At 49.0% G+C, this 21,475-nt stretch carries 20 protein-coding genes; 7 read left to right on the top strand and 13 right to left on the bottom strand.

Translation table 11 applies throughout. The features are described from left to right. Nucleotides 1-272 (bottom strand): transposase (locus BLR64_RS20735; RefSeq protein WP_167360744.1); only part of this gene is annotated, 272 nt, incomplete at its 3' end. Between the two features lie 157 nt (nucleotides 273-429). Beyond that, nucleotides 430-1,302 (bottom strand): YitT family protein, encoded by an 873-nt coding sequence (locus BLR64_RS20730; RefSeq protein ID WP_090717051.1) that lies wholly within the window; start codon nucleotides 1,300-1,302, stop codon nucleotides 430-432. A 218-nt stretch (nucleotides 1,303-1,520) separates the two neighbouring features. On the opposite strand from BLR64_RS20730, the gene BLR64_RS20725 reads away from it, so the two are divergent. Further along, entirely contained in the window at nucleotides 1,521-1,724 is a 204-nt protein-coding gene (locus BLR64_RS20725; RefSeq protein WP_090717049.1) for a hypothetical protein, read from the top strand. Between the two features lie 332 nt (nucleotides 1,725-2,056). On the opposite strand, the gene BLR64_RS20720 is transcribed toward BLR64_RS20725, so the two are convergent. The 3 genes from BLR64_RS20720 to BLR64_RS20710 form a co-directional block, all read right to left on the bottom strand. Next, on the bottom strand, nucleotides 2,057-2,719 hold the full coding sequence (locus BLR64_RS20720; protein ID WP_090717060.1) for a YczE/YyaS/YitT family protein: 663 nt from the start codon (nucleotides 2,717-2,719) through the stop codon (nucleotides 2,057-2,059). Nucleotides 2,720-2,724: 5 nt separating this feature from the next. After that, nucleotides 2,725-5,379 carry a glycoside hydrolase family 28 protein gene (locus BLR64_RS20715; RefSeq protein WP_090717047.1) on the bottom strand — a complete coding sequence of 885 codons (2,655 nt, stop codon included), beginning with the start codon at nucleotides 5,377-5,379 and terminating at the stop codon, nucleotides 2,725-2,727. A 91-nt stretch (nucleotides 5,380-5,470) separates the two neighbouring features. Further along, nucleotides 5,471-6,886 (bottom strand): PAS domain-containing sensor histidine kinase, encoded by a 1,416-nt coding sequence (locus BLR64_RS20710; protein WP_090717045.1) that lies wholly within the window; start codon nucleotides 6,884-6,886, stop codon nucleotides 5,471-5,473. A gap of 180 nt (nucleotides 6,887-7,066) precedes the next feature. Between BLR64_RS20710 and BLR64_RS20705 the strand changes: the two genes are divergently transcribed. Then, nucleotides 7,067-7,516, top strand: a complete 450-nt coding sequence (locus BLR64_RS20705) for a DUF1569 domain-containing protein (RefSeq protein ID WP_090717044.1) — start codon at nucleotides 7,067-7,069, stop codon at nucleotides 7,514-7,516. A 174-nt stretch (nucleotides 7,517-7,690) separates the two neighbouring features. Here BLR64_RS20705 and BLR64_RS20700 read toward each other — a convergent pair whose 3' ends face one another. From BLR64_RS20700 to BLR64_RS31055, 3 genes are all read right to left on the bottom strand, one after another. Beyond that, on the bottom strand, nucleotides 7,691-8,296 hold the full coding sequence (locus BLR64_RS20700; protein WP_090717042.1) for a DUF1349 domain-containing protein: 606 nt from the start codon (nucleotides 8,294-8,296) through the stop codon (nucleotides 7,691-7,693). Nucleotides 8,297-8,470: 174 nt separating this feature from the next. Next, on the bottom strand, nucleotides 8,471-8,704 hold the full coding sequence (locus tag BLR64_RS31060; RefSeq protein WP_279615478.1) for an HAD hydrolase family protein: 234 nt from the start codon (nucleotides 8,702-8,704) through the stop codon (nucleotides 8,471-8,473). 7 nt (nucleotides 8,705-8,711) lie between these two features. Further along, complete coding sequence (locus BLR64_RS31055; protein WP_279615477.1) at nucleotides 8,712-9,074, bottom strand: HAD hydrolase family protein; 363 nt, start codon at nucleotides 9,072-9,074, stop codon at nucleotides 8,712-8,714. A gap of 92 nt (nucleotides 9,075-9,166) precedes the next feature. Between BLR64_RS31055 and BLR64_RS20690 the strand changes: the two genes are divergently transcribed. The 3 genes from BLR64_RS20690 to BLR64_RS20680 are packed head-to-tail and all read left to right on the top strand — an operon-like array spanning nucleotide 9,167 to nucleotide 11,032. Continuing rightward, nucleotides 9,167-10,021: an ABC transporter ATP-binding protein gene (locus BLR64_RS20690; RefSeq protein WP_090717041.1), complete on the top strand. Its 855-nt coding sequence runs from the start codon at nucleotides 9,167-9,169 to the stop codon at nucleotides 10,019-10,021. Continuing rightward, nucleotides 10,014-10,667, top strand: coding sequence for an ABC-2 transporter permease (locus BLR64_RS20685; protein ID WP_090717039.1), 654 nt, complete (start codon nucleotides 10,014-10,016; stop codon nucleotides 10,665-10,667). The genes BLR64_RS20690 and BLR64_RS20685 overlap by 8 nt, the downstream gene beginning before the upstream one ends. Further along, nucleotides 10,667-11,032 (top strand): GntR family transcriptional regulator, encoded by a 366-nt coding sequence (locus BLR64_RS20680; RefSeq protein WP_090717037.1) that lies wholly within the window; start codon nucleotides 10,667-10,669, stop codon nucleotides 11,030-11,032. Before BLR64_RS20685 ends, BLR64_RS20680 begins: the two co-directional genes overlap by 1 nt. Nucleotides 11,033-11,109: 77 nt before the next feature. Here BLR64_RS20680 and BLR64_RS20675 read toward each other — a convergent pair whose 3' ends face one another. From BLR64_RS20675 to BLR64_RS20655, 5 genes are all read right to left on the bottom strand, one after another. Next, nucleotides 11,110-13,497: a GH36-type glycosyl hydrolase domain-containing protein gene (locus BLR64_RS20675; protein ID WP_090717035.1), complete on the bottom strand. Its 2,388-nt coding sequence runs from the start codon at nucleotides 13,495-13,497 to the stop codon at nucleotides 11,110-11,112. 195 nt (nucleotides 13,498-13,692) lie between these two features. Beyond that, complete coding sequence (locus tag BLR64_RS20670; RefSeq protein ID WP_090717033.1) at nucleotides 13,693-14,754, bottom strand: FecCD family ABC transporter permease; 1,062 nt, start codon at nucleotides 14,752-14,754, stop codon at nucleotides 13,693-13,695. Then, nucleotides 14,747-15,778, bottom strand: coding sequence for a FecCD family ABC transporter permease (locus BLR64_RS20665; protein ID WP_244157793.1), 1,032 nt, complete (start codon nucleotides 15,776-15,778; stop codon nucleotides 14,747-14,749). The genes BLR64_RS20670 and BLR64_RS20665 overlap by 8 nt, the downstream gene beginning before the upstream one ends. A 20-nt stretch (nucleotides 15,779-15,798) precedes the next feature. Next, on the bottom strand, nucleotides 15,799-16,806 hold the full coding sequence (locus tag BLR64_RS20660) for an ABC transporter substrate-binding protein (RefSeq protein ID WP_090717031.1): 1,008 nt from the start codon (nucleotides 16,804-16,806) through the stop codon (nucleotides 15,799-15,801). Nucleotides 16,807-17,040: 234 nt separating this feature from the next. Next, entirely contained in the window at nucleotides 17,041-19,767 is a 2,727-nt protein-coding gene (locus tag BLR64_RS20655; protein WP_090717030.1) for a glycosyl hydrolase family 95 catalytic domain-containing protein, read from the bottom strand. Between the two features lie 124 nt (nucleotides 19,768-19,891). Between BLR64_RS20655 and BLR64_RS20650 the strand changes: the two genes are divergently transcribed. Both BLR64_RS20650 and BLR64_RS20645 read left to right on the top strand, forming a co-directional pair. Continuing rightward, nucleotides 19,892-20,785: an AraC family transcriptional regulator gene (locus tag BLR64_RS20650; protein WP_090717028.1), complete on the top strand. Its 894-nt coding sequence runs from the start codon at nucleotides 19,892-19,894 to the stop codon at nucleotides 20,783-20,785. Beyond that, the gene (locus BLR64_RS20645) at nucleotides 20,782-21,474 is read left to right on the top strand and encodes a response regulator transcription factor (protein WP_090717027.1); all 693 of its coding nucleotides are present in this window, start codon (nucleotides 20,782-20,784) and stop codon (nucleotides 21,472-21,474) included. Before BLR64_RS20650 ends, BLR64_RS20645 begins: the two co-directional genes overlap by 4 nt. Nucleotide 21,475: the final 1 nt, after the last annotated feature.

Genomic DNA, 21,475 nt, shown 5'->3' with positions numbered 1-21,475 from the left:
AGAAGCTCGATCTCTAGATCTTTTTCGCCTAGGAGTTTAATCGCAGTGTCCATCTTGTCCTCTAACTCCTGAACACGTTTTGCATCTTCGATACGTTCGCTAACAGAGGGTGTTGCCTGCTCACCGAATCGTTCTTTGTAGAACTTCACCCAGTTCGCAATCGTGCTCGGAGAAACTGAATACTTACGGGCAAGGAAAGATATCTTTGTTCCATTAATCGCTTCTTGGGCAACTTTGATCCGTTGTTCGTCGTACAACTTATTGCTCTTCATGTTCCTCATCCCCTTCTCTATTAGTGTACCTTATGCATCTTGAGGACTCCAATTCGATTAGGGGGCTTGAGAGATTATGCCGATTATAGCATTATTCTAAATAAATAACGCACCTCCGGAAGAAAAGCGGTCCTCCGGCAAGCGCGTCATAGGGTGATTAGTGAATATCCTTCTTTTTAAAGTTTCCGCCCTTCACTTCTGCCACATCGTACACTACAACAAAAGCACCCGGGTCAATCTCATGAATAATCTCTTTAATCTTGCTTTCTTCCAGACGGTTGATGACGCAGGTGATTTCTTTGAACTGTTCGTTGGAGTAGCCGCCGTAAGCATCGGTATAGGTTGCTCCCCGGCCCAGCCGGTCGCGGATGGTTTCGACCATGACTTCAGGCTGGTTGGTGATGATTTTGAACGTTTTGGAGCCGCTCAGACCTTCCTCTACGATATGTATAACTTTTGAAGCAATAAAATAGGCAAGTGCTGACAGGATCGCCCCCTGCAGACCAAACACGGTTGACACGACAATGAACACAAAGGTGTTCAGGAACAGGATCAGGTCACTCGTACCAAAAGGCAATTTCCGTGACAGCAGCACAGCCAGCATATCAATCCCGTCCAGCGCCCCGCCGTTACGCAAAGCAAGACCCATCCCGAAACCGATAATAATCCCGCCGACCACCGTTACAAGCAAGGTATCCCCCTGAATAATGGTCGGTACGTGATGCATAAGGACAGTGCCGACTGCTAATGAAGCAATTCCGAGAATGGAATAAAGGGCAAAGCTTTTACCGATCTGTTTATAACCCAGCCACACAAATGGGATATTAATGACCGCAATCAGCAGCCCCAGCGGCAGTCCGAACAATTCCGAGCCCACGATACTGAGACCGGTCACGCCTCCATCCGAGACGTTATTGGGTATTAACACAGCCTCCAGCCCGTAAGCAGCGATCATGGCTCCGATGGCTACTAATATTGCTTTTGAAAAAATCTTCAGCTTATTGGACTTCGGTTGTCTTCTTACATTCATTAAACTTCCCCGTTTCTGAATAAATTTTCCTTTTGGAAAAAAGCTCACAGAAACCAGTCTATAATATTTATCACAATATTAGCAAATGGCAGCGGGCGTTTGGGCAAAAGGACAGCGGCAGTGTGGTTCACCGGACCCGGTGGCGGTTATCGTTACATAGAACGGCTTTTTGTGACACATCCTAAGACAGAGTCTGCACATAGAAAGGAGATTATCCCATGAAGGACAACAAGGACGCTCCACTGGACGGACGCAAACCGGGCGTGCACCCTATCCCGGAGCCGGATTCCAAAGCGGATAGCGATACAGGAGCAGCGGGTAAGCTCGACGAAATCGTCGGCGCTGTACTCGGAGATGATCCGGAGGTAACCGCTCCCGGATTTGCCCCGGATCACGAGGACAATAAGGACCGCCGCGGCTGAGCAGCTGCCTGAAAACTGCGGGCGCCCTGAGTAGGGCGGGGCCAGTTGGGGCTGCTTCTGCCGACATAGAGGGATTTTTCCCTCTATTGCAGCTTGGGCGGGTCAACTTTGGCTCACTTAGTGGGAATTTTCCCTCTATTGCGGCCCGGGCGGGCAACTTCAGGCTCGGACGTAGCAAATGGGGCATTTGGGGCCCGCAATAAAACAAGGTATCCCGGTCCGCAGCAGGCTGCGAAGTCCGGGATACCTTGTTATCGTCCAGCACAATTATCGTTCAATACAACCATCGTTCGGTGCAACTATCGCTTGGTACAACTATCGTTCAGCATCCTCTACAGCGAAACGGGGCCGCCGCCTGCTTTTGCACCCGTTTTGCCCAGAAGCTTGTTCGTAAAATGCACATCAAAGAAATGAATGATCGGACCCAGACCGAATGCGGATACCAGCGTGCCCAGACCGATGATGCCCCCAGCCAGGAAGCAGACCAGCGCACACAGCGCATCCGTAAACATCCGGTGCCAGAAATAAGAAATCTTTGGCGCTCTATTCTTCATGATGAGGGACAGCGCGTCGTAGGGAGCTACTCCGACATCAGAGCTCTGATACAAGGACACCCCAAAGCTGCACACCACTACACCAATCGCGACAGTAATTACCCGCTGCCAGAGCAACTGGGGTTCACCCAGGACCTCTATCCAGATATCATAAAAGAAGGTAGCGATATACCCCAGAAAAATAGCATTGACGAACGTTCCGGCTCCGATAAACTTCCTTCCGGTGATCCATTCAACAACGAACAGCACTACGTTCAGTAAAATCAGAAAATTAGCATAGCTGATAAAACTGAGCTCTGCAAGGGCCATCACCATGCCGCTGAAGGGATCGTTCCCCATGCCGGACAGCTTGAAAATACTGATGCCCATTCCCAGAAAGATGTTGCCGATCACCATAATGACCAGCCGTCTGGGATCTACGCTTTTAATATACCTCATCATATAGCTCATCCTGTCACCTTAATGCTGACTTTAAGTTTAACCGGGATCATCCCGTCATCAGCAATGAATTCTGCAATATAGGGTTCATTCCGCACATCATCCGCAGCAGGTGTCCAGCTGAACACACAGGACTTGCCCGGTACAAAAGAAGAGGGATCAAAGCTCGCCCCCTCAGGCAGCTTACCAGCTGTCAACATCATCGGCTCAGCAATCCCCTGTACGGCCGGGTCCCTATCCGAGGCGGTCTCATTATAAATTTTGCCGTCCGTTTCACGGGCGGAAGCCTCATACGCAGGCTGCCTGGCTACAACGGTAAAGGAAAGGAGTTCACCCGCCCGGACACTCTGCTCCGGAACAAAGGCGAAGAACGGCCGGAATACCGTCTGCGGTAAAGGAAGCTCGTGGGTGGCAACCGGATAGCTGTATCCATTCTCAGGAATGGCGACCGTTTCATACGGATACAACGAATCCTTGGGCGTCCCCGGAGCAGGTGCCCCGATTTCTACAGTCTTGACAGACAAACGGCTGTCCAGAGCTACATGCTCAACTTCAGTCTGCTGATATAGATAATCCGGTACATATTCCAGTCCTGCAGGCCGTTTGAACCGGTTTTTCACGAGGACAATTTCTGCAACACCTTCTGCATGGTCTGCGCGGATATTCTGAAGTGAGCCGTTTACGACATCATCAAGCACAATGGGATGCCGGGTATCTTCTGTAAGATAGCGCAGCTCGATTTCGTCCAGAAGCAGATTTTCCACATGTCTTGCATACAGTCCGTATGCCGGGAGAATTCCCCAGTTGCTCGGCTCCGGATAAACCTCCGGCAGCTCCGGTACGTTGAAGGGAGCAGCCTTCCATACTCCCGCTTCCGGATTCCATTCCACCCGGGGCAGCAGCCCTTCATTTTTCAGGAAAAAGGTGTTCACCAGCCACGGAAGCGACTGCACACTGCGTTTGTTCCCGCCATACTGGGTATATTCCCAGTTGGTATTCAGCTGGCGCTGCTCCACCGCATGCTCCAGGCTCAGACCGCCGCGATATTCCACCTTGATGTTGGTAATAGATACATTCTTAATCCGGCTGCCCATCAGCCCCATGATTTCAATCGGATAGCGGGGATCGGCATTTCTGACCGTAATATTGCGGATGATAATGTCGTGAACATAAGCAATGTGATCACTGCCGTTCGCATTGGCATACAGCGGAAGCTCGCTTTCCCGCAGCTCTTTATCATAGTCAGGCACATACTTTTTCGACAGCTCATCATAGCGGACAGCAAAGAATCTGCCGTTCTCTTCATGAATGTTCGCCGGATTGAGCCGGAGAGGCTGCTCAGGGTCTACAATATAAAAGGAAGCTGCGCCGTCTGCCGAAACCTTACGGGTTCTGTTATAGGACGGAAGATAGCGCCGCGCCGGGTACACTTGATACGGCTCCTTGGCCGGCAGTACCCAGTGCGTCTGATCGAGCCGCACATTCGGCGGGGCATCCGCGCCCGGAATGAAGTCATCTCCGGTGCTGTTCCCCGTAACAGGAAACCGGCCGCGGTCTCCTGCTTTAATGAAGATGGGTGAGCTGCTTACGTCCTCCATAGTGGAATCCTCAAAAATAATATGGCTCAAATCCGCCCCGTCGACAGCCTCAAGCGCAAAGCCTCTGGATCTTTTAAACTGGACGCGGCGCACCGTGACGAGGTCATACCCGCAGGTGGATTCCGTACCCAGCTTGACCCGGGCGGTAGGGCCGCAGCGGTCAGTAGCAATCAGCTTGTCCTGTGTATACGTTTTCGCATATACAGAGCCCATGTCGTAGCCACTGACGATGCAGTCCTCAATCAGCACATTCCGCAGCGGCATGAATATTCCGCCGCCGTAAGAGGCTTTTAGCACAATGGCATCATCGGTCAGGGAATTGAAGACGGAATGCACAATCGTCACATTCTCACAGCAGTCCACATCAAACGCATCGCGGTTCGTATCCACCAGAATGCGCTCGACAACCATATTTTTGACACAGGTTGTAATAATCGCAAAATGGCCGCCGGCCAGGATCGAAAAATCGCAGAAGGCCACATTTTCACACCGTACCAGCGCAATCGCCTTGTTCCCGAACCATTCTCCCTGGTGTCCCGGCCCGTTACGGCTCACCGGCTCATGCGGGTCCCCGCCCATCAGAATCTGCTCCAGATCCCCCTTATCATTTAGAGAGCTTCCATCCAGCAGCCCTGGCCCGTAAATCATTACATCACGGATATCCGCGCCATAAATCAGGCTGTTGGCAAAATAAGTATGGCCGTGATCCTGCAAGCCGGCATACAGATTGGCCTCAGGTTCATCATAGTTGCCGCCTTCTCCAATCTGCAGCTCATAGGACCGGGTGATGTCCGTTCTGGCTGCAGAAAGTACGCTGCCTGCGGACAGGTACAGATTGACGCCGCTCAATAGACGGACCGTGTATACTCTGAAGCTGCCCTCAGGAATAACGACCGTCCCCCCTCCGGCAGCGGCTGCCTGGATCGCTTTATTAATTGCTTCAGTATTCACCATAGGAGAACAGTCCGCCCCCGCCCCATAATCGCGGATATCAAACCTGCGATCCTCCTTCAATAAATAGGTTCTGTCAAAAGGACACCCTGTTGCTTCTGTTACCTGAAACATAATAGCCTCCATTTTATCAGAGAGAACTCAGGACAGATCATCCGGCGCAGTCTTCTCTTCTTCTATTTCTTTGTTATTATAGCGCGTACCGCTACATTATAGGCAGTGTAATCTCAACAATCGTTCCAGAAGGCTGATTCGCCTTGAACAGAAATGTTCCTTTATGATTATGTATAATCTTTCTGCTGATCATAACCCCGAGCCCGTGTCCTCCCGATTTGGTCGTGAAGAAAGGCGAGCCGATCTGATCTATGTATTCTGCCGGGATGCCCCGTCCATTATCGCTGATCCGAATGATGGCCATATTCTCTGTGCGGTCCAGCTCTACGTTAATTTCTGCTCCGTCCGGGCTTGCTTCAATTGCATTTTTAAGAACATTGATGAAGACCTGCTTCAGTTTGTTGGCTGATCCTTTAAGCGTAAGGCCGACAAGACTTGTATGCATGAGAATCTCAATGTTAGTCATATGCGCCTGGGCATTCAGCAGCACGACGGCTTGTCTTAACAGCTGGACCAGATTATAGTCAGCCAGACTGGAAGGGGCTTCTTTGCCTAGCAGCAGCATTTCACCGATAATCGAATTGATCCGGTCTATCTCCGATATCACGATCTGATGAAACTCACTGCCTTTTACCGCATGGGAGAACAGGAGCTGAACGAATCCACGTATGCTGGTAAGCGGATTACGGATTTCATGGGCAATGCCCGCAGACAGCTCACCGATCATGGAAATACTCTCTGTATATCTGAGAAACTCCTCGGTCCTCTTCCGTTCCGTTAGATCACGGCTGATCGAAATGACCATTTTGCGGCCGTTCAGCTTAAAGGGCTTGGCACTGATTTCTACGGGAATTTCTCTCCCTTCCCTTGTTACCTGAATCCATTCAACGAACATTCCGTCTCCTTCAAGGATTCTTTCAAACAGATGATCAACCTCGCTCTGCAACGACTCTGCTGCTATGCAACACGGTGTTTTGTCCAGGAGTTCCCGGCGTGTATACCCCAGCATCCGGCAGGCTGCTTCATTGACGTCCAGAAATTTTGACGGCTTCCCATCCGGGTTCTGTTCGTAGATAAAAATGGGATCATTTGCTTCATTAAATAGCTTGTAGTACTTTAGTTCAGAGAACTTAATCTCCGTTACATCCCTCAGTACACATACATAAGCCATAATGCATCCTTCCGGATCCTTTACTGGGGAAATGGTTATTTTGACACTGATCAGTTCCCCGCTTCGTTTAATGCGGAACGTATCAAGAGCAAACAACTTCCGGCCCTGATCGATGAAAGTATACATCTGGGCAAGCTCTTCCCTAAGCTCCAGGGGGATATGGGGGAAATCAAGCTGGATCAGCTCTTCCATTGACCATCCATATAGCTCTTCGAAGACAGGATTGGCGTAGATTACCTTTTTATCGTTGCTCAGAATGTAAATTGGATCAGGACTGTACTCGGCAAAAGAAATCAGCGAATAATGTATGATATCGTGAACTGAGTAAGCACTCATATAACCGCTCCCGCAGCCAGTTTATTTCAATATATAGTAGCATTACACATGTAATATATCTATGAAAAATCAGACTAAAAGCACCAAGTTTGACAGCATAACGCCAAATTGATAGGATGCACATAAGAATATTGATGCGTTTGAGAGATATCATCAAAATGAACAGATTGGAGTGTTCCTATGAAAGATATCTACGATAAAACACATGCTGCGGAGATATTACGGCGCATAGATCAATTAAGTCCGCAATCAACCCCTCAGTGGGGAACCATGCAAGTTGCTCAAATGCTCGCTCACTGTTCAGCGTTTCAAGACATCCCGATGGGGAATTCCTCTCCCCCGAGAGGCTGGCTGGGAAGAGTGATCGGCCGGTTCGTAAAACCTGTTTTCTATAACGACAAACCGCTCCCGCTTAATATGTCAACCATTCCGGAGATCCTTATTTCGGATAACAGAGATTTTGGGGCCGAGCAAGAAAAGCTGAAACAAAACATTACCAAGTTTCAAAGTGACGGTCCGGAAAAATGCTCTCCCCACCCTCACCCCTTTTTCGGCCCGCTAACGCCTGAACAATGGGGCAAAGGCATTTACAAACATTTAGATCATCATTTAAGGCAATTTGGTGTCTAGCATAGTGTTTTTTATAGCCTCCCGGGAAAAAAAGCGGTGCCCACAATAAGGAGCACCGCTTTGGCATATTATTTATAGATTAATTCAACTACTGGTCTCCGTGAATAACATGTTCTGCAATCCGGATAATGAGCCCTCATTCGCGAATGTAAGGCACCATGCTTTTACTTTCTCCTATACCCCTGCTCTAATATTTTTCACGGTTCTCTTTTCTAATGAGAAGCCAGAGTAGCGTCTGTCACCGCCGTTGCCATTGGGAGCCTGAGGAACGAAGCCTAGCTTTACAGTCTCCTGTACAGGTAAATTGAAGAATCTCACCATGTAGAACTGTTCACCGTCTAACGAATAATGAAAAGCAAAGGCCTGGCCGACACGGGTCACTTGGAGCCATACACAATCGCCGTCAATATTGTTGCCATTTGCGTCGTCTGATAACGTATTCGTTACTACACTTACAACGGCATGGGTATTAAAATCCGTCAATTCAAAACACAGCTTGGCCCATACCTCCAGGTTCTTCATGACCATAACCGAAGCAGAATCATATACATCCCGGAAATCATGGCTTACCCTAACCCGCATCACAAAATCACCGGAAACCTCTGTGTAAAAAAACGGGGCGTTTGTAAGCGAGCTTGGCGTAATTCCTTCTTCAGATACAGTCCCGTTGTTGCAGAAAAAATCACTATCCTTGGGAGCGTACAATATCATTGCTTTATTTTCAAACCGGATGCTGCTTTCGTTAAGCCATTTAAAGTTGCTGAAATTCTTATGATCCATTCAACTTCCCTCCAGCTCTTTTACTATTAGTAAAATTTTCACACTACAGTAAATAATTCTATCATTGAAGCTGCCAATTCGTGTAGAACGATTTGCCTCAACTGATAGCACAATCTGAACAATCCGGCTGAAATCAACCGCCAGTTGAGCTGCCCAAAAATATCAAACATCAGGTTATTGTTCCCTCCAGAGATCTCCAATAGAACCGCTGTTAATGTTAGCCGGTGCCATATATTTTGCCGCCTCTTTTACTTCATCCGATCCGTTCTCCATAGCAAAGCTGTATTTTACATGTCTCAGCATTTCAATGTCATTGCCTCCGTCACCAAAGGCCATCGTTTCGTCATCTTTTATACCCCATTTGTCCTGCAGCAGTTGAATGCCGGAAGCCTTATGGAACTTCGGCACAATCAGATCAATACTTCCATGCCCGCTGGAGACAGACAGGAGTTACTATGTTGCCGATGCTGCTCTGCAGCAGATCTTTTAGCTGAAGCGTCTCCTCATCCGGACAGGACAGTGCAAATTTTAGAATCTGATCGTTCACCTCATCGAAGCTCTTCACTCTTTTTAACCGGTGATAATATTTGTTTACTATAGTAAAAAAGGTGTCCGATACACTGTCCAGCACATAGGCACTTTCTTTGCCGCATAACACAATCTGAAATTTATTATCGGATACCAGCTCTTTCAGAACCAGCTCTATGTCCTCCTTGGGTATATCAACAGCGGACACTTCCTCCCCCTGATCAACGATCAAGGCGCCATTCTCAGCCACATAATGATCTCACACAGGAATTGACACCCTAATCCCCCGATGATATATTGTGTATGCACGAAATACACAATTTCAACAAGGAGGTACATCTCATGCTGGTATTGGATATCAAACATTTAAATAAGCATTATGAACACTTTTCATTAAAAGATGTGTCTTTTCAACTGGAAAAGGGCTATATCATGGGTTTCATCGGAATTAACGGTGCAGGAAAAACAACGACCATCAAATCCATTTTGAATTTAATCAGCATGGATGGCGGCGAGATCCATGTCCTCGGGAAAAACATAACGCAGCACGAAGTCGAGCTGAAGCAGGAAATCGGCTATGCCTTTGGGGACATCAACTTTTACAGCCGCAGTAAAATCAAAACGTTAACGAATGTAGTCAAATCCTTTTACCGCAATTGGGATGACGAAACCTACCGCAAATATCTGAAAAAATTCAATCTGATTGAAGATAAAAAGATCGCCGAATTATCAACCGGAATGAAGGTCAAATACAGTCTGGCCCTCGCTTTGTCGCATGGCGCCAAGCTGCTTATTCTGGATGAGCCGACAAGCGGCCTTGATCCCGCGGCCAGAGATAATCTTCTAAGTATTTTTCAAGAACTGGTGCAGGACGGCGAAATCAGCATTCTCTTTTCAACCCATGTTACATCCGACCTGGAAAAATGCGCTGACTATATTACCTACATCCATGACGGACAAATTGTGAACAGTGCCGAGAAGGAAGCGTTCGTCGATGCGTTTCGCCTGCTGAATGGAACAAAAGAGCAGCTGGAGCTGGTCAAGGACCGGCTGATTTCTTATAAAACGAATTCTTTCGGCTTTACCGGCCTGATCCATACGAAAGATTTTGAACCATCACCGGGCATTGTCTCTGCAATTCCAAATCTCGAGGAAATTATGATCTACTACTCAAGAAAAGAGGAAGCTTATGTATAATTTACTGCTCAAAGAACTCAAGTTAGGCGTAAATCCATTCTTCTACATATTGCCCCTTTTGACAGGCGCTTTGATGTTAATCCCGGGCTGGCTGTATTTTCTTGTTATCCTATACTTTTGTTTTATAACAGTACCGAATTTGTTCGGCGGGTATAAAAGCCAGAATGATCTCATGTTCACCGGGATGCTGCCCGTAGCCAAAAAGGATATCGTCAAAGCGAAGGTCGCCTTAATTGTTCTTTTGGAGCTGTTGCATATTGTGATTGCTGTCATCTATGGCCTGATCAGTGTCCGCCTATATCCGAATCTGACCTATTATTTCTTTGCGCCGTCCATTGGTTTCTGGGGGCTGTGTCTGGTGATGCTCGCCATCTTTAATCTTCTGTTTATTGCTATGTATTACAAGACAGCGTATAAATACGGCGCAGCCTCCATCGTATCGATTACTGCTGCTACCCTGTTCGCCGGGGGTGCAGAATGGCTGGGCATTCAAAGCCCTTTAGTGCATGACCTGTTTAAAGGAAGCGGCGCTGACAGCATAACTACACAACTCTCCATCTTATTTGCCTGTATCGCGATTTTTGCAATATTCACATTTTTAGCTTATCATATTGGCTACAAACGATTCTTGAAAGTGGAAATCTAATGAATATTGCAATTTCGAACACCTCTGATAAACCAATCTATCAACAGCTATTCGATCAGATCAGTGCACAGATTCTTAAGGGAGAGCTGGAAAGCGGCTATATTCTACCGCCCATCCGCCAGGCAGCTGTCGAGCTGTCTGTCAGTATCATTACCGTGAAAAAAGCCTGGGAGGAGCTGGAACGAAGCGGTCTGATTTATACCGTGACAGGTAAAGGCTGTTTTGTCACCGGGCTGTCGGCCGATGAGAAGGTCAAGAAACGCAATGAAATGATCCTGAAGCAGATGGTGACCGATACGGATTATTACAAATCCTTCGGCCTCACGATTGATGAAGTGATTGCCCTTTTAAAGGGAATCTACTAAATAAAGTGTTAATGCCCAACCGGCTCCGGGATTCTGCTCTCCCTGGAACCGGTTGGGCATTTTATGTTACTTAAGCATTAACCGCTAACCGCAGGAAGCTTAACAAGCACCTTATATTGTCCTCCTGCTTCCAGCCCTTTAAGGACACCGTCCCGGACAAGCTCACCGTCCAGATAAACCTCTGCAGCCGTAACTCCGGCTTCACGCTTCATTTCAACATGCAGCTGTGCGCCTCTGAAGGTACGTTTTACCACAGCCTCATTCCACTCCGAAGGCAGCTGCGGCCGCACCTGCAGTCCTTCACGGTTACCCTGCAGCCCGAACAGGCCGTCTATCAGACAGCGGTATACCCACGGCACGGTTCCTGTATTAAAAAGATGGCTGGAGCGTCCGGCCGTCTTCGGAAACTGTCTGTAGGCTCCGCGGTAATAGTTCGGAATAAAGACCGGCAGCTGGCCCCGCTGGATAATGTCCTCGATGTCGGGTCCCGGAAGCATTTTGCGCAGCAGGCGGTAGGCATCATCCTGTTCGCCCACCGCATATAGCCCATAGATGTAAAAGGCTGCGGCATGATTATAGACCGCCCCGTTCTCGGCTGTCCCCGGATGTTTTTGCGTTACCCGGCCTACATCTTCCCGCATAGCGGTGTAGGAGGGTGCCAGCTTTTCCACACCATACGGGGTTTCCAGCTGTTCGCGGACTGATCTCATCAGCTTCTCCCGCTTCTCCTCATCGGCCGCACCGCTAAGCAGCGCCCAGCCCTGCGGATTAATGAAGATCCGGCCTTCTTTATCCTCGCTGATGCCGAACACTACATTGTCATCGGTGATTCCCCGCGCATACCACTCGCCGTCCCAGAAATATTGATTGACTACAGCATTTGTCTCATCCGCAGCCTGACGGAAAGTCTTCCCGTTCTCCGGCCGGCCGCTGTGTTCGCAGATATCCGCCCAGATCATAAAAGCATACGCTGTCGCTATCGTCAGCCATCCGGATACGCCTGCGCCCTTATAGCCGACCATATTCATCGGGTCGCACCAGTCGCCTTGATTAATATAATTCAGACCTCTTCCGTCCCGCTCATGGATGAGCCAGTGCATGGCCCGGTCGATGTGCTCGAAGACAGTGCCGGTTTCCTCTCCGCCCGAATATGGAACCACCTCTTCCAGGATGCTGTAATCATCCGTCTCATCCAGATAGGTAATGAGGCAGATCGGCAGCCAGACGCAGTGATCTGTATGCGGAACCTGGTTGATATATTTAAGCTCAGCCGCTTCATGCAAAATAATGCCATCCGGCATGGCTCCGCTTACATTCTGCTGGCTCAGGGCTGTCAGGAAGGCCTCTCTCGCCATGTGCGGCTTAATATAACTCATGCCCATATTATCCTGCAGATAATTCCGGGTCTGGGGATCTGTCGTCAGACGGTTCGTCTGGCCGTGGTAGTACATCTGCCGGGGCAGCCAGTGGTTAACCAGATTATCAAGGTCCGCATCCGGAGTGGTTATTTCAATGCAGCCTTTTCCCTCCTGAATATATTCCGCATACTCCTGCTCAGCGAGCACAAATCCGTCTTCACCGGCTGCGTTGGTAGTCAGGAACAGCCGCCGACGGATATCGGCAATCTCCTGCTCATCATGAGCGGGTCCAAACACGAAACGGTATTCCCGTTCTTCGCCCGGAGCAAGACCGATACTGTACTGAAAAACGGCTACGGGCGTTTCATAGCGCGCTTCCCCGTTGGCCAGCAATTCGCTTTTGAGTGCTGACGGCGAGCCGATTCCGCCCTCTCCTTCAAAGGCTTCCTGATTTACCTCCCAGGCATGGGGAGATTGATCGGCAAGAAGGAACGTCTTGTCTTTCAGGTGTTTGATCTTGTCATAGTCCTGGTATTTCTGGTAAGGTGTGACGGCCGTAGCTACGATCCCCTGCAGAGCTTCCTTATACTCACCGGACTGGTTCATCCAGGACATGTACCCGATGGTGAAATAGGGGTACATGCTAATTTTCCGGGCAGCGGAGGACAGATTGGTCACCTTCACCCGCCACAGCTCCATCGGCTCATTTTTGGGCAGGCTCAGCGTCATTTCGACGGCAATGCCGTTACGCTCTATTTTCCAGACAATATTATGTTTGCCTACAGCAAAGGTATAGTGATCCGGAGGCGTACGGACAGGCTCATATGGAGCCGAGAATAGCTCGCCGCTCTCCTCATCCTTAATATAGACAAACCGGCCGGGATGATGTGCATAATAAGGCTGCTCCGGCTGCATGAAGGTCTTGGCCTCCAGATTCGGGGCATACGAATACTTCGCAGGCTCAGGCTGCATAAACTGGGCTACCGCATACCCCCTGCAGTTCATATGGATCATCATTTGCTCATTCCACAGGAAGCCCGAAGCCTTGGGCAGAATCGTCGGACTTGACAGCTCATAATATTCATTATCTTCAGTTGCTCTTATCATTCAACTAGCCCCACTTTCCAAAATTCTCGTGCTCTGATAGATCATTTCTATATTTAAGAATACGCTCTCATAGGTTGGAGGGCAAGTCTGGGAGATTTCATCACAATTATCATTTGAAATAAATAGTAGACTGGTCTCTAATCCCGGATAATTCTACTCTTCAAAATAAAAACGGCTCATCCGGAGACAAGCCGTTTAAGCTTTATTTTTCAGCAATGATTTCCGCAGCAAAAACAGAAAAAACGGCGCCCCCAGCAGCGTAGTAACCGCCCCAACCGGCAGGCTGGTCTGATGGTTCTCCATGCCCGGAAAGGGCAGCCTGAGCGTGATGCTTTGTCCGATCCAATCAGAAGCAAGCAATAATAAGGCTGACAGCAAAGCGCTGACCGGAAATAGCACTGGCGGTTTTCGTCCTGCAAGCAGAGCAGCGATATGTGGTCCTATAAGCCCAATAAAGCCAATAGCTCCTACTACGGAAACCGTAGCTGCAGTTAACCCTGAGGCAATGATCAGCAGCATTACCCTGGACCTGTTTACGTTAAGGCCCAATCCGGCGGCGGTAGCATCCCCTAATTGCAGCAGCTCCGCTTTTCTCGCATACATCATGGACAGCAGCAGGCCGAGGATCGTCCATGGCCAGAGCAAGGCCCAGCTGGACCAGCTCCGTCCATTCAGAGAACCAAATGTCCATAAAAAAATGGTGGACAAGCCTTGCTGGCCCTGCAAAAGAAATAGCGAGGTTGCCGACTGTAGTATAGCTGTCACTATCAGGCCTATTAGCGCAAGCCTTGTTCTATTGCCGGCATGTCCCGCATTGAGTGTAACCACCAATAACACTGCCCCCAGTCCGCCAAATAAAGCGACAACAGTCAGCGGTACAGCGCGGACCAGAGAATCAGCCGCAAAGCTAAGCCAGAGCACCGCAGACAGCACGGCCCCGGAGGATGCACCTACAAGGCCGGGCTCCACAAGCGGATTGCGCATGACCACCTGGAGGATGGCTCCGGCAGTACCCAGCATCAACCCGGCGGCAACAGCAATTAACGCACGGGGCAATCTTAAATTCCAGACGATATAACGAAGGTCCTCATCGCTGCCATGGTCAAACAAAGCCTGCACGACCTGCTCAGGCGTCAGTGAAGCTTTACCAAGTCCAATATGCAGGATGAACATCATAGCGATACCCAGCAAAAGGCAAAGGCAGGTTCCTTTTATCCTCAGTCCCTGAACTCCTTCCTTTCCCCCTTTCTTAATCATTGCCTCCTCCTCCTTCACGCTTCAAAAAAAGCAGCAGGAACACGCCCCCGCCAAGCAGTGTCGTCCACACCCCGACGGGAATCTCCATAGGATAAAACAACAGCCGCGCAACCGTATCTGCCGTGACTAACAAAACGCCACCCGCCAACACCGCTAACGGCAGTATCTGACGTAAATCCGCTGTCCCCAGCAAGGTACGGATGATATGAGGTGCGATCAGGGCGATATACCCGATCGGACCGCATTGGGCGACGGTTATGGCTACCAATCCCGTACATACTCCCAGAACAAGAACGCGTACACGCAGCACTTTGATCCCCAGCCCTGCGGCTGCCTCATCTCCTAATTGCAGCAAATATAGGGTGCGGGCAAACATAAAAGCAACCGGGAGTGCGATAAGGGTCCAGGGAAGCATAGACAGGACATGATCCCAGCTGCGGTTAGCCAGCGAACCAAGCAGATAGGTGTAGAGCAGGTTCACATCATTACTCGTCGCCAGTGCGATCAGAACAATGAGCAATCCATTCAGAATAGCAGAGACAGACATGCCGATTAAAAGCATACCAGCCGCCCCCCGGCTCCCTCGTGCCGATAACACGACGCATAACCCGCCGAGCAGACCTCCACATAAGGCGATTACCGGATGCATAATGAGTGCAACCGGCAAATGCAGCACGGTGACAGCAGCCATGGCAAGCGAGGCTCCAGATGAGACACCCAGCATCTCAGGTCCTGCCAGCTTGTTGTTCATTGCAGCCTGCATAAGCGTGCCTGCAGCACCAAGCATCATCCCGACAAGCAGACCGAGCAGCACACGGGGAATTCTCATCTCCCAGACAACGGTATTCTGCAGATCAGTGCCTGTCCGCTGAAAAATAATGCTGCCCAGCTCCTGCAACGGGATCTCCGGTGACCCCGAGCTTATATTGAAAATAGCCACTCCTGCAAGCAGTGAACACAATATAACTGCCGGAAAAAGAAAACTTCTCCTGCCCATCCTGCTGATCTGCGGTTCCATTCGCATCCGAATTCACCTTCTCCTATTTAAAACAGATCCGGATACAAGGCTTCCAGCGCTTCATCGAGCAGAATACCAAGCGAACGGGTTCCACGGCCGTCTCCCCAGATCGGGGAACGGACTTCAATCACATTCTGTTCCTGAACAGCCTTCAGCTTGCTCCATAAGGGCAGCTCTTGCATTTGCTCGGATAAAGCTTTTGTACCAGGGCTGTACGAATAACTTTCTACGAAAATCACATCAGGATTTTCTTCCAGCAGCTTCTCTAGTGAATACTGGATACTTCCTTCTCCATATGGATCTTCCGACGGATCATTCACCTTAAACGGGTAATTACTTACTTCCTTTAATACGGAGCCCCCAAGACCACTATCGGTTACTATTGAAAAATTGACATCTGATCCGTACATAATCAGCGCTTTTTTATCCTTTGGTGCTTTCTGTTTCGCTTCATCAAGCTTGCGTAAGAATTTCTCTGCTGCAGCCTTGGCTTCTTCTGTTCGTCCAGTAAGCTTTCCGATGTCCTCCAGAAGCTTAACCGAATCTGTATACGTTTTGGGTTGAGCCAGATACACAGGCACCGCACCTGCAAGCCCCTCACGCAAGGAATCGTGCACTCCCAGCAACCCAATGACCAGATCAGGCTTTACTGTTATAATATCCTCCAGATTAGGCTCGAAGAAGCTCCCGCCAATGGAAGGAAAGGTTGTCCCATGCTCCCCGTAAAATTCTTCTGCCGTAGCGATGGTACGCACACCACTCTCCCCGATCGCTGCAGGCTCCATCCCAAGCTCCGCCACTATATCTACACAAAGGGACACCACGCAGGCTACCTTCTCTACTTTTGATTGAAATTCAAGCTGTTCGCCTGAGGCATCAATCATTTGCTGCGGTTCAAAAATCGCTTCCGGCGATTCATCCGTCACAAGTATCGAGGCTGGTTCCGATTGATTCGTAGTGGACGAACTGCATGCAGCCAGCAGAATAACTGTTAACAACATAGAGATTAATAGCAGGATTTTCGTATGCTTCATCTTTTAAATCTCCTTACCTGTAGTTTAATCGTAATAATTACGTTTAAACTATATCAGAAACTTTAAGATTTGAATACTTATCTTTTAACGGCACCGGTAAAATGTTATAGCTTCTGCAGGTCTTGCGGTCATTTTCACATATACGATGGCATAAAAATAAACCAATTCCGATCGTTCCCGATTCGAATTGGTTTATCCTAGTGATCTTTAACCGCTTGATAAGCCAGTATTACCCTAATGTTCGGCAACCAGCTGCCACACAACAGTAATCTCTACTCCTGCACTAAGACTTAATTGAATATATTTCCCCTGCTCATTCTGCTCTATCTTGGCTTCACTCCCGTTAACCATAGCCATTGTCCATGGAAGTCCTATCTTTATGCGGATGGTATTATCCTCCCTGAGAGAGTTCAATGTCACGAGTACCGTTCCTGCGGGCAAATCCCAGGATAATGCCGTAACCTCGGCCCCTGTTCTTGCCATAAGCCCATTTATGGAGCCGGTTTGCCAATCGGAAGGCAAAGCCGGAAGAACCTCTATTTCCCCGGTATTCGAGAATAATAAGGCTTCATTGACGGCTGCCACTGTGCCGAAGGAGGTATCTGAACAATAGCAGTTACACCTTCTGTTAGAATCATGATCTGTCATCAAGGAGCTGTAGTACCCGGCATCCCTCATCATCGGAAGCAGTGAGGAGAGCACTCCGTCACCATTTTTCAGCCTGGCTTGAACCAGCGCCTTATGCATCCAGCCATGTCCTGCAGTATCATCCCCGGTGTTATACCGGTCCCTGTTGGCAACCGCAGTCTTGGCAGCTAGTGCCAACCCCGGATTGTTCTGCGTTTCATAGGCAGGCCATGCTGCATAGAGATGGCTCAAATGCCGGTGGTTGTTATTCTCCGTATACTCATTCATAGCCCACTCGCGTAAGGCACCGTCCGAATCGTATTTATAATCCGGCAGCAGCTTAAGCAATGCTTCCCATTTGGCTATTGCGTATTCATAGCCCTCTCTCTTCACTGCCTGCTCCATTGCAATGACCATGGATAGGCCATCCCGCGCGGCTGAAATATCCATGGTGGCATTAGCTGTGATCGTGCTGTTATAGCCGATGGGATGATTCTCGGGAGAATACGCCGGAATAATCAGATATTTTTCACCCGGATTCAGCGCGGTTTTGCCGTGCTGGTGGCAAGCGTTTCCGTTAACATCCGTGTAGTACTCCGGCGTGCAGAGCTGCTCCCAGAAGTTAGCCTGCTTGGTCAGCAGGGGGAGCAGAAGATCCTCCGCAAGATCCAGGTAGCCTTTATCCTTAAGCTGTGCGAACTCCTCATCATTCAGGCCTCCATCACGAACACCAAGAACCGGTTTCAGTTCATCGAACCGCATGTTATCGTTAATCGGAATCCGCTGATCGCCGTAACACTGCCAGTACTCATAGATAGGTAAAAGACACCAGCTTGCCCCCGCGTTCCAGTATTCAAACGGATAATCATTGTCATATTCCACGTGCATTCCGCGGTCGCCGTCAGAGTTAACGGATACCTGCAGCGCATCATGCATGTCATACGCCATCCGCGCATTATATTCGAAATCGGGAGTATTCCTCAGAAAAAAAGTAATATATCCAAGCTGCGCTTGTGTCAAATGGCCCGTATTCATGGCGGCAACCTGCAGATTCACATTGGCATCCAGCGTATAAATCCCGCGCCAGCCAGGATTCCATTCTCCCGTCCACATTCCATACAAGCGTGGTGCGCTTGCACCGCTGCAGCAGATCATGGCATACCTTCCCTGGTTATACACCTGCTCCATAAAAGCAGGATTGACTCTTTGCGGAGCTGATTGCTGTGCATGGATCAAAGCCAGGTTATCAGCCTCCTTATCCTGCCCGTCGCCTTCAATGCTGAAGCTTACTGCGTTAAACTCTGCTGAATGCTTCTGCGCATGGGCAGCAAGCGCCGCATCATAATTGAACCCGCCGCCCGGAGCCGAATATTTTTGCACAACTGCATTCGTGTCTTGAAAGAGCCGGTCTACAATATCGTATTGTGTCATTGCGGAGAAATCGTCTATTTTCCCCATGGAATGCGTCCTTCTGGAGCGTGTAATTAAATATACGGCATCTGCATCCTTAATCTGAACCGCAGGGGTTGCTGTCCCGGACACGTTCATCGGTTCAAGGCTTCTGTCGGCCAGAAGTACTTTTTCCTTAGTACCGTTAACCACAACTACCCGGGTCAAGCCTGCGTATCCTCCATAGGCCAGCTCGCTTCCCGGATAGGATGGGTAATGAACAACCTGCGCGAGATAATCCGCATTAGGGTCCGCCAGCTTTTTATATTGGAGTGACTGCAAATCATTGAAGCCATCGTATGCCCCGCTCAAAGCTGTAATGTTATCTATGGAGAGGGTCAGGTGAAGCTTAGCCCCTGCAGAGGATGAAGTGAGCTGCGTAATCGAAACATTATCCTCCCGGGAGGTAAAAGATGTGCGGACCCACTCCCCATTCTCATCGCTGTAGCGAACACCCGTCTCGGCCGTTTCATAGTTCGTCCATCTCTCATAACCGGAAAAATGCCCTTTATCGGGTATGTTAACTCTGAGCTGATGTCCCGGATGGTAGCTATAGTAAAAGGTTCTTTTCCTCGTCCCGCCGGTCTCGTCCGTAATCTTCCAGCTATCGTTTTGATTAAAGACGTTCTGCCGGGCATCCGGGAGCTGAGCGGTTAATTCCTTCGGAATGACTCTGGGGTCTCTGGAAGGATAATTAAACCACATGTTCTGAAAAATAAAGCTGTCCGAGTACGGCGAGCCGGAGGTGATATATCCGTTCTCCCCGTTTCCGCTGATCATGCCCTCCCGCCACGCATTGCCGGGATGGACAGCAGGAACCTCTGTATACGTCTTAGCGTAATTTCCTTTCCGATACATGCGTCTTGTGCCTGGTATTTTTGTCATCTGATATCCTCCTGAATGGCTAGGGCTGAATGCAAAATAATTATATCAATGGGGGTGTAGATTGGTTATCCTTAGAGATGACAAGGGAGCCGGAGAGATGTCGCATTTTTACAGGAGGTAGAGCATGAAATTACCCAGCATCAACATTGAAAATATGGATATCAAGCTGAACCTTGAAGGCATTGTGCTGAATGTGTTGTATGTCAAATTCGGCTATTTTTACAGAACCATGCCGGAGCACAGCCACAGCCAAAACAGCTATGAGCTTCATTATATCCCGGCCGGACAGGGCACTCTGTACGCGCAAGGGAATCGTTATGCGATCACACCCGGGACGATATATGTAACTGGGCCGGAGGTCGCTCATGAACAGATTCCCCATCCGGAGGATCCGATGGCGGAATATTGCATCTTCTTTGAGATTCTGCCAAGTAACTCCGTTTCACCGTTAGTCAAGCGAACCTACGTGAAGGAGCCTTCTCTTCCGGAGCTGCTGCGGTCCACTCCCTTCTGGATCGGATTAGACAGCGGAAAGTTGCTGGAATTGTTTGAAATGCTTGCGGAGGAGCTATCCCTGGAGCAAGCCGGTGTTCATCATATGGCAACTAACCTTCTTGAGATGATTGTGATCCGGCTGATAAGACAATATCGAAAGAATCATGCGTCCACCCAGTCTCTTCCGCTGAAGACCCTTGACGACAGCAGACTGCTAATGATTGAAAACAGCTTCCTGTACCATTACGATTCCATTACGCTGCAGCAGCTTGCCGACCAGCTGGGCCTAAGCACCAGACAGACGGAGCGGATGGTATACAAGCAGTACGGCATGCCCTTCAAAGATAAGAAGCTCCAGGCGCGAATGGGCGCCGCTTCACGTCTTCTGCTTACAACAGACACTTCAGTTAGCGGAATTGCAGCCCAAGCGGGGTACGCCACACCGGAGCAATTCAGTAATGCGTTCAAAAAATATTATGGAATGACGGCTACCGGGTATAGGAGCTTGAGAGGTGTACAATGACAAAAACGATATTAGTTGTGGACGACGACAAAGAGATCGTAAAACTCATCACAAAAAGTTTAAGGTACGAGCAATTTGCAACCATTCCGGCATACTCCGGAAAAGAAGCCTTGGCTGCATTGGAACAAAACCACATTGATTTCATCGTTCTGGATATTATGATGCCAGATATGGATGGACATGATGTCTGCAGAAGCATCCGGCAAGCTTATAGTGTTCCGATCCTGTTTTTAAGTGCGCGTGATAAAGACATTGACAAAATTGTCGGTCTCGAAATAGGGGCAGATGATTACATGACCAAGCCCTTCAGCATTCAAGAGCTTGCCTCCAGGATAAAGGCCCATTTCAGAAAAGTGGACAGGCTGTTTAAAGAGTGGGAAGAACTGAATCCCGGTAACGAAAAGGCGGATGCTCCGCTCCTTTTGAATGATAAAACGTTTGAAGCCTTTCTGCATGGCAGGAAGCTAGACTTTTCTACAAAGGAATTTCAAATTTTGTCTGTTCTTATGCGTCACCCCAATCAGGTACTGACTCGTGAGCAGATCTATGAAAATGTCTGGGGAGATGAATACGGAGAGTTAAATACCGTAACGGTCCATATTAATAATATCCGTAAGAAGCTGGGGTCTGAAGCAAATTTTATTACAACCATATGGGGCATAGGATATAAATATACGGAAAGAGAGTAAT

Origin of the sequence: Paenibacillus typhae (assembly GCF_900099765.1) — a bacterium.
GTDB classification, from domain to species: domain Bacteria; phylum Bacillota; class Bacilli; order Paenibacillales; family Paenibacillaceae; genus Paenibacillus_AQ; species Paenibacillus_AQ typhae.
The sequence above is the reverse complement of the archived record's forward strand: the minus strand, read 5'-3'. Positions and strand labels throughout refer to the sequence as shown.